11 protein-coding genes are annotated in these 12,487 nt (G+C 68.6%); 1 reads left to right on the top strand and 10 read right to left on the bottom strand.

The genetic code is table 11. The features are described from left to right. The 3 genes from AB0N89_RS11590 to AB0N89_RS11580 all read right to left on the bottom strand — a co-directional run. Positions 1-1,901: WXG100 family type VII secretion target (locus AB0N89_RS11590; protein ID WP_364203349.1), on the bottom strand; the 1,901-nt coding region annotated here is incomplete at its 3' end. Further along, positions 1,898-2,212, bottom strand: coding sequence for a hypothetical protein (locus tag AB0N89_RS11585; RefSeq protein WP_364203346.1), 315 nt, complete (start codon positions 2,210-2,212; stop codon positions 1,898-1,900). The genes AB0N89_RS11585 and AB0N89_RS11590, both read right to left, overlap by 4 nt. Continuing rightward, complete coding sequence (locus AB0N89_RS11580; protein WP_364203344.1) at positions 2,209-2,754, bottom strand: YbaB/EbfC family nucleoid-associated protein; 546 nt, start codon at positions 2,752-2,754, stop codon at positions 2,209-2,211. The genes AB0N89_RS11585 and AB0N89_RS11580 overlap by 4 nt, the downstream gene beginning before the upstream one ends. 232 nt (positions 2,755-2,986) lie before the next feature. Here AB0N89_RS11580 and AB0N89_RS11575 point away from each other — a divergent pair, with 232 nt between their 5' ends. Further along, positions 2,987-3,478 carry a GNAT family N-acetyltransferase gene (locus AB0N89_RS11575; protein ID WP_364203341.1) on the top strand — a complete coding sequence of 164 codons (492 nt, stop codon included), beginning with the start codon at positions 2,987-2,989 and terminating at the stop codon, positions 3,476-3,478. On the opposite strand, the gene AB0N89_RS11570 is transcribed toward AB0N89_RS11575, so the two are convergent. The 7 genes from AB0N89_RS11570 to AB0N89_RS11540 all read right to left on the bottom strand — a co-directional run bounded on the left by AB0N89_RS11570 (position 3,475) and on the right by AB0N89_RS11540 (position 12,473). Then, complete coding sequence (locus AB0N89_RS11570; RefSeq protein WP_364203338.1) at positions 3,475-3,603, bottom strand: hypothetical protein; 129 nt, start codon at positions 3,601-3,603, stop codon at positions 3,475-3,477. The genes AB0N89_RS11575 and AB0N89_RS11570 overlap by 4 nt on opposite strands. Then, a complete protein-coding gene (locus AB0N89_RS11565) occupies positions 3,600-4,058 on the bottom strand; it encodes a hypothetical protein (RefSeq protein ID WP_364203335.1) in 459 nt (152 codons plus the stop codon). Before AB0N89_RS11565 ends, AB0N89_RS11570 begins: the two co-directional genes overlap by 4 nt. Positions 4,059-4,092: 34 nt before the next feature. After that, the gene (locus tag AB0N89_RS11560) at positions 4,093-4,731 is read right to left on the bottom strand and encodes an SRPBCC family protein (RefSeq protein ID WP_364203332.1); all 639 of its coding nucleotides are present in this window, start codon (positions 4,729-4,731) and stop codon (positions 4,093-4,095) included. 363 nt (positions 4,732-5,094) lie between these two features. Next, positions 5,095-5,682: a TIGR03086 family metal-binding protein gene (locus tag AB0N89_RS11555; protein ID WP_364203329.1), complete on the bottom strand. Its 588-nt coding sequence runs from the start codon at positions 5,680-5,682 to the stop codon at positions 5,095-5,097. A 7-nt stretch (positions 5,683-5,689) separates the two neighbouring features. Further along, the gene (locus AB0N89_RS11550) at positions 5,690-6,673 is read right to left on the bottom strand and encodes a transketolase C-terminal domain-containing protein (protein ID WP_364203326.1); all 984 of its coding nucleotides are present in this window, start codon (positions 6,671-6,673) and stop codon (positions 5,690-5,692) included. Then, complete coding sequence (locus AB0N89_RS11545) at positions 6,670-7,608, bottom strand: thiamine pyrophosphate-dependent dehydrogenase E1 component subunit alpha (protein ID WP_364203323.1); 939 nt, start codon at positions 7,606-7,608, stop codon at positions 6,670-6,672. The genes AB0N89_RS11550 and AB0N89_RS11545 overlap by 4 nt, the downstream gene beginning before the upstream one ends. A gap of 29 nt (positions 7,609-7,637) precedes the next feature. Further along, on the bottom strand, positions 7,638-12,473 hold the full coding sequence (locus AB0N89_RS11540; RefSeq protein ID WP_364203321.1) for an amino acid adenylation domain-containing protein: 4,836 nt from the start codon (positions 12,471-12,473) through the stop codon (positions 7,638-7,640). Between the last annotated feature and the right edge of the window lie 14 nt (positions 12,474-12,487).

The following is a 12,487-nucleotide window of genomic DNA, read 5'->3' as shown; positions in this document are numbered from 1 at the left end:
GTGCCCGACCCCGATCCGGAGCCGCTGCCGGAACCGTCCGCGCTGCTACCGCTGGAGCCGGAGCCGCTGCCCGATCCTGAACCGCTGCCGCTGCCGCTGCCGGAACCGTCGGCGCTGTTGCTGCCGGAGCCGGAGCCGGAGCCGCTGCCGGTGCCCGACCCCGATCCGGAGCCGCTGCCGGAACCGTCCGCGCTGCTACCGCTGGAGCCGGAGCCGCTGCCCGATCCTGAACCGCTGCCGCTGCCGGAACCGCTGTCGGTGCCCGAACCCGAGCCGCTGCCCGAACCGGAGCCAGATCCGCTGTTTGAGCCTGCGCCGTTGTCGGCCTTGGGGTCTGTCCAGGGGTTGTAGGTGGGGTCGCCGTTGTCGCGGTACGGGCCGGAGCCACCACCGGTGCCGCCGCTGTCAGTCCCGCCGGTGCCACCTGTCCCGCCGTTGCCGTCGGCGCTGTTGGTGCCGCCGCTACCGGAGCCCGAACCGGAACCGCTGCCCGAACCGGAACCGGACCCGCTGTTTGAGCCTGCGCCGTTGTCGGCCTTGGGGTCTGTCCAGGGGTTGTAGGTGGGGTCGCCGTTGTCGCGGTACGGGCCGGAGCCACCGCCACTGCCCGAGCCGTCCGCGCTGTTGCTGCCTGAGCCGCTGCCAGATCCTGAGCCGCTGCCGGAACCGTCCGCGCTGTTGCTGCCGGAACCAGAGCCGCTGCCGGAACCACTGCCGTCGGCGCTGTTGCCACCGGAACCGCTGCCGCTGCCCGACCCAGAGCCGGAACCGTCCGCGCTGTTGCTGCCGGAACCAGAGCCGCTGCCGGAACCACTGCCGTCGGCGTTGTTACCACCGGAACCGGAGCCGCTGCCCGACCCAGAGCCCGAGCCGTCCGCGCTGTTGCTGCCGGAACCTGAGCCGCTACCGGAACCGCTGCCTGAACCCGAACCGGATCCCGAGCCACTGCCGCTCCCGGATCCCGAACCGGACCCGCTACCGCTACCAGAGCCAGAACCGGATCCGCTGCCGGAACCACTACCGCTTCCCGGACGTCCGCCGCTGGGCGTGGGCACGACGTCGTCCACCGCCCTGGCGGCGTCGTCGGCCAGGCCCCGGGTGCTCTTCGAAAGGTTCTTGATCGACTTGGCCGCCGACGTGATCGCCTTGGTCAGCTTCGTGATCTGGACACCGATCTTGGACAGCGCCACGGCGACCGTCGCGAAGACGGTGCCGAGGAAAATGCCGATCGAGGTACCGAACGTGAACGGCATGGCCGCGACCGCAGCGATCGCGCCCGCGAGGATGCCGCCGAGCACGCCGGAGACGAGGTCTCGGATGATCCCTCGGACGGCGCCGATGACGGCACCGCAGATCGAGACCGTCTTCTTCGCGGACTCGAGGGAAGTGCCCAGCGCGTCCACGCCCGCGGCGAGATCTTCGGTGGCCTTCTTGAAGGCGTCGGCGGCGTTGCCCTTCCAGGACTCCACGAGTTCGCCGACTTCGGCCTTCAAGACCTTGGCCATCTCCTCGATCTTGTCTTTTTCCTTGCCGAGGGCGGCGGCCGCGGTCGAGATGCCCTCGGGGTCGCCGAGGAGCATGTCGAGCGGAATGCGGAACGGGGTGACGTGTTCGATGAGCCAGCCGATTCCCGCGGCGAGGACACTGCCGAGCGGATCGATCACCAGGCCGAGGGTCTCGAGCACGAGACCCGCGCCCGCGATCCCCTGCATCACCTTGTCGTTGTCCTTGCAGGCGAACTGCAATTGGTCGATCGTGTTGATGATTCCCGCGCCGTTGGTGCGGGTGTCATCGGAAGTGATCAGGTCTTTCGGATTGTGCCAGAAATCGTTGGGCTTGTAGTCGACATTGTCTTCGTATTTGTTCTTGTCGCCGAGTTTTCCGGTGTCCGCGCCGCTCATTTTTCGACCTTCGAGATCTGCTCTTTGGCGTGGTCTTCGTTGGCTTGGTATTCCTTGTAAGCCTTGTCGAGTTTCTCCTTGTGCTTCTGGAGAGACTCGCCGTACTTGCTGAAGGCGTCCCGTGTCTCGGCGCAGTAGGCGGAAGCGGCCGCGCCGATGATCTGACCCATGAGGATCCCGTACAGGCCCGGATCGGCGACCATGTGGCCGACGAGATCGCCGGATTGGCGAACCTCGTCCGCGTGTCCGGCCAGTTTCTTCCCGAACGTGTCGAAAGCTTCGGAAGCCGGGATTTCTTGTCCGCCGCTCACCAGGGGTTCCCTTCGTCCTCGTCCATGTCGTCACGGGCCGGACGACGTCGAGGCGGTGCCGGCCTCGTCGGCGGCTGTTGCTGCTTGGGCGGTGGCGGCGGAGTGAAGGGCCGAGGCGGCGGCGGAGCTTGCTCCCGCTCGGGAGGCTCGGCGAACTTCTCCACCTGGTCGATGTAGGCGTCGACAGCCGGTTCCGGCGGGAGGAAGCTCTTCATCATCTCGACGGCTTCACCGTCACCAACGATGGCCTCCACCGAGCTGGTCACGGCGCGCGCGGTCCGGCTCTGCGCCTCGCGCACGGTCGTCATGATGGTCGCCGTCAGCCGGGCTTCGCCGAGCGCGCACGCCCGCCTGCCGAGCTGGATGTTGCTCAGCGCGCCGTTCGGGGCCAGCGTCACCGTGACGGAGCCGTCCGGCGAGGTCACCGTCGCGCCCGCGGTGGCGAAGGCTTCTTCAAGCCGGGTCGCCTTCTCCTGCATTTCACGGGCTTGTCGTTCGAGGTAATACTGGAGATCTTCGCCTGGCTTCAGATCCGGCTCCACACCTTGCTCCCTGTAAGCGCCTGATTCGTTGTAGACACGCCACCTCGACGATCATCAAGGTGAAGCCGTTCCCCGCCGGCATCGAGCCGAGTCCGATGAAAGGGCGGCCATGCCATGATCCGAACGTATCGTTACCACCAAGTAGTGACTCGGACAACCCCGATGACCGAGGTGTGCCCGAAAGGTCCGGGTGGGTGGCGATCAGGTCAGAGTGCAGCGGAAAGGTGATGTGATGGGAACCGGACCGGTGGTGCGGAACGCCGAACGGGACGACGTAATGGCCATCTGCCGCTTCGGAGAGGCGCACGTTCGAGCCCACTACGCGCCGTTGATCGGCGAGGAAGCCGCTGCCCGGCAGGTCCGGATGTGGTGGCACGAGACGAACATCGCCGGTGCCGTGGCCCGCGGCGCGGTGGTGGTCGCGGACGACGGCGGGCTTCTGGCCGGCGTCGGGCAGCGCGGTCGCGACGGCGACGAACACGTGATCTACAAGCTGTACGTACATCCACGACACCGGGGGAGCGGCCTGGGCGTCCGGCTGCTCGATGCCCTCATCGGACAGTTGCCGGAGGGCACCGAGCGGCTGTACATCGAGCATTTCGCGGCCAACGAACGTGCCGACGCGTTCTACGAGCGCGAAGGGTTCACAGTGGACAGGGTCGAACCGGGTTCCGCCGGAGACCCCGCGCTGGACGTCGTGTGGCGCGTCCGGGATCTTCGCTAGCGGAGGTTCCGGGCGAGGGCCCCGTCGAGCCAGCGATCGACCTGACGCTGCCCGCGCAGGCGGACGATGACGAGCTCCGGATAGCGGTCCTCCTCGATGACCTTGTGCACGCGGGCTCGGATCATCGGGTGGTAGCGCCAGGCGAGCTTGATGATGTGATCGCGATCGGTGAAGAACGTGTGCAGCGGGGGCCCTCGACGTTGCCGCCGGCGATCTTCGAGCCGCGTCCGACGCGGCGCTTCAGCGTCCGGATGAGGGTGCGGGTCATGGTCATGACCCGCGGATGATCCAGCCAGACCAGCACGTCCAGCCGCCCGGTCATCCGCTCCCGGACCTCTTCGCCCTGCCACTCGATGGCCCACTTGTCGCCGTCGAGGAACTCCAGGACGTCGGCCTGCCAGGTCTCCCGCACCGTCCAATCCGGACCGTGGAAGAAGGACTCGAACTCGACGTACAGCAATCCCATGCGCTCGCAGAGGGTTCGCGCCAGCGTCGACTTCCCGGATCCGGCGGGACCCGCCACCGCGGCCCGCCGGATCCGTCGTCCGGGAAGGGCGTCGTCCGGCCCGATGATCTCCATGCCCGGGAGCATAGGGAGGGGCCGGGATCCGCTCCTACCGGTTTTCGGCGGCCTTCTTGAGGTCCTTCAGCCAGATTTCGAGACCCTGGCCGAGCATTTCGGTGGAGCCGGGCACGTCCTTGTCGACCTGCGGGCCGGTGTGGCTTTCCTCGGTGCGGACGATGACGCCGCCGGGGACCTTGACGAAGTTCCAGACGTGGACGCCGTCGATGTGCATGCCGCCGGGACCGTCGAGGGGGCCGGTCCAGCGGAGGCACCGGCCGGGCTGGAGCTGCCGGACGGTGGACACGATGGTGACGTCACCGGGCGGGTAGGGCATGCCGGGCGGGACGGGGATGGTCCAGCGGAACCGGGAATGCTCGCGCAGCGGCCCGGGGTCCAGGCGCTTCATCTCGACGGGGATGACGGGGTTCTGCCAGGTCGGCCAGGCCTCCACGTCGGTCTGGAGGTTCCAGATGGTGCGCAGCGGCGCCTTGATGAAGGTTTCGGTCCGGTAGTGCACCTTGGCTTTCCGGTCGATGCTTTTTCCTTGGCAGGTGAGGGAAGACGGCTTGGAATCGTGAGTGGTGGCGTGGGCGGGCGCGGTGGCGCTCAGGACGCCCGCGAGGGCCAGCGGAACCGTGAGCAGGGCGGCGCGCGCACCGAATCGGCCGCGTGCGGTCTTCGAGGTCATGACCTCCTCCTCCATGGTGGGTTAGTAGCTATCGCTATAGTTATAAGTTATAGCTCAACCCTGGTGAGCGTCAAGAGCAAACCTGAGAAGGTCTAACCGCGGATCGTGGAGTACATGAAGGCCCCTTCCTTGCGCCTGGCGCAAGGAAGGGGGCCTTCATGTACTTGGGAGGAGTCCTTCACGGACAGCCCGGGTCGCCCCGTCGCATTAAGGGACTAAATGCGTTCTTGGTGGTCCCAGGGCGGGGCTCAAGTCCGTGAAGGGGCCCTTCACGGACCCTGGGTCCCTCAAGGAGTCCTTCACGGCCTACCGAATCGCCTCAGGAACCTCAGTCGCCACAGTGATCGCGTGTGAAGGGACCGCCTAGGCAGACCGGCCGAGGAAAGCCAGGAAGCGGGTCTGCTGGTCGGCGCCCGGTTCCGGTTTCACCTTGGGGCCGAAGGTGCCCGGCGTGCGGCTGATGATCAGCCGGGCCAGGGAGAACGACGGCGCGACGATGTCGGGCTCCATGCGCACGTCCACGCCGAGCGCGGCGCCGACGTCCCACGTGTGCACCAGGGTGTCGAACGTCAGCAGCGCCAGATAGTCCGTGACCGTCGCGTCAGAACGGTTGGCGACGTACCACGCCGGAGCGGGCCGATCGAGGACGTCGCCGGTGATGAGGGCGGCCGTCGTCTCGCGGGTCTCGCGCCACCGGCCCAGTGGATCCTCGCCGGCCAGCTCGCCGGGCTTTTCGGAGCCCGCAGGCCCGTTCGGCACCGTGTACTCCTGACCCGTCAAGTGATGGCGCAGGACTTCCAGGCCCCAGACGACGTGGCCCGTCACGTCGCGCGCCGTCCAGTGCTCGCAGGCCGACGGCGCGTCCCACTGTTCCGGCGAGACAGTGGTGAGCACGGCCTCGAAGGCGTCTTGTGTCCGCTGATAACGGTCCAAGGTCTCGTTGGTTTCCATGGGTTCCCTACTTCAACGTCGCTTTGATGGCGTCCGTCAGTTGCTCGGCACCCGGCACCAGGGCCGTGTCGAGAGCGAGGGCGTAGGGGATGACGGTGCCGTCCGGCCGGCAAACCCGCCTCGGCGGCGCTGCCAGGTCGAACTCCTCGGCCGCCGTCGCGACGATCTCCGCCCCCAGCCCGCACATCCGGTTCGAGTCGTCGATCACGACCAGGCGCCCGGTCTTGTTCACCGATTCGCGGAGGCAGTCCCAGTCGAAGGGGTAGACGGTCCGCGGGTCGACGACCTCGATGTCGGCCCGGTCGCTGAGGCTTTCGGCGACCTCCAAGGCCGTGCCGACGTGCTGGCCCACCGCGACCACCGTCAGGTCGCCACCCTCGCGGACGACGTTCGCCTTTCCCAGCGGGACGACGTCTTCCTCGCCCGCGTAAGCCACGTCCGTCGCGCCCAGCAACGCGGAAGGCGCGAACACGGCCACCGGGTCGGGATCCTGGATCGCCGACCGCAGGAGCCCGTACGCGTCCGCGGCCAGACCCGGGACGACCGTCTTGATCCCCGCGTGCGCGAGCAGGCTGTACGGGTTGTCCGAGTGCTGGCCCGCCCAGCCGAACCTCGACCCCGACCCGGCCACCAGATACGTGACCGGGATCCGCACCTGCCCGCCGGTCATCAAGGAGAACTTGTGGGCCTGGTTCACGATCTGCTCGAAGACCAGGTAGATCAGCGAGGAGATCTGGAACTCGATCACGGGCTTCTTGCCTGCCATCGCCGCGCCGGTCCCGAAACTGGTGAAGGCCTGTTCCGACAACGGCGTGTCCAGCACCCGCTCCGGGCCGAACCTGGGCAGCAGCCCCGAGGTGACGCCGCTCGCGCCGACGCCGACGTCCTCGCCGAGCAGGAAGACGTCCTCGTCCGCCGCCATTTCGGCGTGCAGGGCGAGGTTCATCGCGTGCATGTAGCCGAAGTTCTCCGGAGAGGGCAGCCCGCTCACAGGATCACCCCCGGCCGCACCGCGGCGGTTCCCGCGTACAGATACATCAGCGCGTCCTCCGGTTCGGGCGACGGGGCGTTCCTCGCGAACGCGACCGCCTCGTCGATGGTTTCCTTGACAGCCGCGTCGATTTCGGCGACGACGTCGGCACCCAGCCGCTCGCCCAGCGACGGAATCGGGTCCCGCTCACGCCACTCGGCCACTTCGGCGCGATCGCGGAACTCGACGCCCAGCAGTTCGAGCACGGAGTGGTGCCCGAAGAACCGGTAGGTCCGGCATTCCAGGAACGCCGGGCCCCGGCCCGCGCGGCACCCCTCGACCAGCTCCGCCGCGGCGTCCGCGACGGCTTCGACGTCCATGCCGTCGACCGTGCGGGAGACCATCCCGAAGCCTTCGGCGCGGCGCGCGGCGCTGCCCGCGAGTCCCGATTCCGCCTTGAGACTCGTCGCGTACATGTTGTTCTCGCACACGAAAAGAACCGGCAGGGACCAGATCGAAGCCAGGTTGAACGCCTCCAGCAGGACACCCTGGCTCATCGCTCCGTCGCCGAAGAAGCTGACGACGACTTCCGAGTTCCCGCGGGCCTTGGCCGCCCAGGCGGCGCCGGAGGCGATCGCCCCGCCTGCCCCGACGATCCCGTTGGCGCCCAGGATGCCCAGCTTCATGTCCGCGGCGTGCATCGACCCGCCGCGACCCTTGTTGAATCCTTCGAGCGTGCCGAGGAGTTCGGCCAGCAGACGGCGCGGATCCGCGCCTTTCGCCAGCACGTGCCCGTGTCCCCGGTGCGTGCTGGTGATGAAGTCCCGGTCCGTCAGGTTCGCGCAGATGCCCACGGCGACGGCTTCCTGGCCGATGTACGGGTGGATCCCGCCGTTGATCTCGCCGTCGATCGCCATCGCCAGACAGCGTTCCTCGAACTCCCGGATCAGTTTCATGGACCGGTACAGGGCCCTTCGACGTTGACTCATTTCCGCAGCAGCCCTTCGTGTTCGGCGGTGGGACGGGGTCGGACGAGCATTCTGTCGACGTACCGGAGCAGCGCGTCGTCATCGGGATTCGGCACGACGACCGGGGTGAACTCGCCCCTCGGCCGTCCGGCACCAGGAGTGTCCGAAGTGGACTCGAAGAGCGGCTTCAGGATCGCGTGCTCCTCGGGGGAATGGGCGTCGAGCGACGCGAGCCACTCCGCCACCGGCAGTGTGCCGATCTCCGTTCCGGTGCCGCGCACGAGATCCACGAGCTGGGCGAGGCGGACCGGGCGCCTGCTCGCGAGGACGAACCTGCTGCCGTCCGGCTGCCGCTCCGTGCCGAGCCTGGCCAGCGTCCCCGCCGTCTCGTCCACCGCGATCCACGGTTCCTCGATCTCGGTGTCGGGCGCCGAGCCGAGTTCGATGATCACCCGCAGCACCCGCAGCATGATGTCCCGCGTGTTGCCCTGACCGGTGCGCGAATCCCCGACGATCCGGGGCAGCCGGTAGATCGCGGCGGGCAGCCCGCGTTCGTGAGCGGTGGTGACCAGCTGCTCCGCGTGCGACTTGGTCTCCGCGTACCCGCTGCGGGAACCGTTCTCCTCACCGGCGGAAATCGTCGACACGAACTGCAGCCGCTTGAGCCGGGTGGTGGCCGCGAGCCGGATCAGCTCGCGCGTCCCGCCCACGTTGGCGGCCGCCAGCTGGTCGTAGCTGGAGAGCGCGTCGACCCAGGCGCCGTTGTGGCAGATCAAGTCGATCTCACCGGCGAGCCGCTCGAAGGCCGCGTCGGTGAGCCCGAGGCCGGGCGCCGCGAGATCGCCGGGAACCACGGTGATCCGCTCGTGGTCGACCTCGTTCGACAGGCCGTAGCGGTCGAGATTTTCGCGCAGCCGCTGCCATCCGGCCTTCTCGTCCGCGGCCCGGACGAGGCAGTGCACGCGTCCACCGGTCCGCGTCAGCAACTCCCGGACCAGGTACGCGCCGACGAAACCGGTGGCCCCGGTGAGCAGGACGTCGGAGACGTCGCCGGACCCCTGAGCCGGCAGCCGATCGGGGAGGGCGCCGCGCAGCACGGCCTCGGGGTCGAACGCGCGGACACCGGCCGTCCGCCGCCCGCCGTTGATCTCCTCCGCCAGTTTCGCGATCGTGGGCCGCTCGAACAACGTCCGCAACGGCAGGTCGATCCGGAGTGTCTCGCCGATCCGGACGGCGAGCTGCGCGGCCTTCAGCGAGTGTCCGCCGACGTCGAAGAAACTTTCGTCCCTGCCGACGGTGTCGCGGTCGAGTACCTTGGCCCAGATCGCGGCCAGAGCCTCTTCGGTCGGGTTCCGCGGCGGGGCGTGTTCGTCCGCACGGGGCTTCCCGGCGGGCTCCGGAAGCGCCTTGGTGTCCAGCTTCCCGTTGATGGTCAACGGCAATTCGGGAAGGGAGACGAACGCCGCGGGCACCATGTACTCCGGCAGCTCACGGCGCAGGCGGGCACGCAGAGCGTTCTCGTCGAAGTCGTCCGGCACCTTGAGGTAGGCGACGAGATCCTTCTGCCCGGAAGAGCCTTCGCGTACGACGACAGCGGCCTGTGCGACGTCCTCAGTGGACAGAAGTGCCACTTCGATCTCTCTGGGCTCGATGCGGAAGCCACGGATCTTGACCTGGTCGTCGACGCGTCCGAGGTATTCGATGTCGCCCTGGCCGTTGTGGCGGACGATGTCCCCGGTCCGGTAGAGCCGGTCACTGGTGGTGTCGAAGCGATTGGGGACGAACCGTTCCTCGGTGAGGTCCGGTCGCCCTCGATAGCCTCGCGCGACACCGGGCCCGGCCACGTGCAGTTCCCCCGGCACTCCCGTCGGTGCGAGCCCGCCCCGCTCGTCGAGGACGTATACGCGGGTGTTGCCGAGCGGGCGGCCGATGGGGACGCCGGTGAGCTCGGCCGGAACCGGGGCGGGGATGGGATGACAGGTGGCGAACGTGGTGCATTCGGTGGGCCCGTAGCCGTTGAAGAACCGTGCGCCAGGCAGCGCGGCGACGGCGCGGCGGACGTGCGTGACGGACAGCGCCTCACCACCGACGAGCAGCTTGCGCAGCCCGGTCAGCGCCGCGACGTCCTCGTCGACGATGTGGTTGAACAGCGAGGACGTCAGCCAGGCCGTGCTGATCCGGTGCCGGCTGATCACGTCCGCCAGCGGCCGGGCGGTGAGGACCCGCTCGGTGGAGATCACGCAGGTGGCGCCGGACAGGAGCGCCCCCCAGATTTCGAAAGTGGCCGCGTCGAACGAGATCGCCGACTCGTGCAGCACCACTTCGTCCGGGCCGAGGATGCCGTCCGGCAGCCCGGTGACGAGCCGGATGATCGACCGGTGCTCGATCTCGACGCCCTTGGGCCGTCCGGTCGAGCCCGAGGTGTAGATGACGTAGGCCAGATCGCGCGGTCCCACCCGGGGTTCGAGCGCGGTCGAGGATTCCTCGCCGAGGGTGGGATCGCCGGTCAGGTCGGTGGTGATCACCAGTTCGGCTTCGCAGTCGGTGAGCAGGAGCCGTTGGCGTTCCTCGGGGTACCCGGGATCGATCGGCAGGTACGCCGCGCCGGTCTTGAGGATCGCGAGCAGGGCGGTGATCTGGCCGAGTGAACGCGGCAGGCAGACGCCGATGACGGTCCCGGGCCCGGCGCCGAGGGTGCGCAACCGGTGCGCGAGCCGGTTGGACCGGATGTCGAGTTCGGCGTAGCTCAGGGAGTCTTCGCCGCAGACCAGCGCCGTCGCCTGGGGACGACGGCGGACCTGCTCGGCGAACACCGCGGGCACGGTCGCCGGAGAAGGCGACGTCGTGGCCGTGTCGTTCCAGTCGTCTGTCAGGCGGCGGACTTCCGGCTCGCTCATCATCGGCAGGGCGGACAGCGGCCGCTCCGGATCGGATCCGACGGACGCGAGCAGATGCCGGAGGTGCCCGGTGAAGCGTTCGATCGTGACCGGGTCGAAAAGGGCGGCGTTGTAGTCGATCCGCGCCTCCAGCACGCCGTCCCGGTCCGATACCCGGAATTCGAGGTCGAGCGGCTCCGCTTCCGTGCCGGACGGCGGGATCCCCGGCAGCGGCACCTCCACCAGCTGGAAGACGACCTGGGTGAGAGGGTTGCGGCTGAAGTCCCGCCGGGGCGCCAGTTCCTCGACGATCCGTTCGAAGGGGACGTCCTGGTTCGCGTACGCGCCGAGCACCGTCTCCCGCACGCGGCCCAGCAGTTCCGGGAAGGTGGGGTCGCCGGACAGGTCCGTGCGCAGCACCAGCGTCTTGGCGTCGAACCCGACCAGCCCTTCCGGTCCGGTCGTGGGCGTCCCGACGAGCACATCGGTGGTGCGCGCGTAGCGGGACAGGGCGACGTCGAAGGTCGCCAACAGCGTCATGAACAGGGTGACGCCGTGACGTGCGCTCAAGCCGCGGAGATCCTCGGCGACAGCGGGAGCCACGGTGAAGGCGAGCGAGTCACCGCGGTAGGACGCCATCGGCGGGCGGGCGCGATCCGTCGCGAGTTCCAGCGCCGCGGGCGCCCCGTCGAGTTGCTTCCGCCAGTAGTCGACCTGGCCGCGCAGACCCTCGAAGATCGGCTCGTCGGGGTGTTCGAGGGTGTGCTCGACGAGCCGGACGAGCCGGTCGACCAGCCGCGTCGCGGTGGAGCGGTCGAAGAGGCTGGTCCGGAACACCAGCGAGCCGTGCAGTTTTCCGTCCTGCACATGGGTGACCAGCTCCAGGTCGAATCGGGTCGCCACGCCTGCCCACGGCACGCTGGAGATCTCGCTTTCGCCGGACGGCGGGATCTCTCCATTGTGGACGACCACGACGTCGAAGATCGCGTTGCGGCCGGCGTCCCGTTCGGGCCGGACCTCGGCGACCACCTGGTCGAACGGAGCCTGCTGATGCGCGTAGGCGTCGACCATCTTCGTGCGGGCCACCTTCAGCAGCTCGCGGAAGGTCATCGACGGGGTGAGGTGCGCGCGCAGCACCACGGTGTTCACGAAGAAGCCGAGGACGTCGGCGAACCGGCGATCGTCGCGGCCGGCCAGCACCGTCCCGATCGTGATGTCCTCCTGTCCGGAATGGAGGGACAGCAACGCCTGGAACACCGCGGCGACGGCACTGGAGAGCGCGCACCGGTTCCGCAGGGCGAACGCGGAGAAGGCCTTGGTGAGCTCGGCGGGGAGCTCGAAGTCGACGTGGTCGCCCGCGAAACCGGGGTTGCCCGAACGGGGCCTGTCCGTCGGCAGCCGCAGCGGCTCGAAGCCGTCGAGCTCCCGCCGCCAGTAGTCGAGGTGGTCCGTCACCGAGCCGACGCCGGCGCGCTGCGACGCGACGAACTCCTCGTACGTCACGTCGAGCGCCGCGGGAGTCTCCGACCGGTAGAGCGCGACCACGTCCTCGGTCACGATCTGGATCGACCGGCCGTCGGTGATCATGTGGTGGTTCACCAGGCACAGCATGGCCGAACCGTCGGCGCATTCGACGACCATCGCGCGGATGGGCGGCGCGGCCGCGAGATCGAACGGTTCGCTGACCAGTTCGGCCGTGTGCTTCTGCCACTCGTGCTCGCCGGGACCGGCGGTCCGGCGCGCCACCGGGATCCGGAAGTCCGGCGTCTCGACGGCGGTGGGCGTCCCCGCCCCGTCCACGACGAACCGCCACCGGAGCACCGGGTGCCGTTCGACGAGCGCGGCGAGGGTCCGGTCGAGCGCCTCGAAGTCGACGCCGTCGTGGAACCGGAAGACGATCGGAATGTTGTACGCGGCACTGGTCCGGTCGAGTTGCTGCACCAGCCACAGCCGCTCCTGCCCGAGCGACAACCTCATCGATTTCTCCTTCA

Source organism: Amycolatopsis sp. NPDC089917 (genome assembly GCF_040684635.1).
In the GTDB taxonomy this organism is placed as follows: domain Bacteria; phylum Actinomycetota; class Actinomycetes; order Mycobacteriales; family Pseudonocardiaceae; genus Amycolatopsis.
Note: the sequence above shows the minus strand (reverse complement) of the source record. Positions and strands in the feature narration are given on the sequence as shown.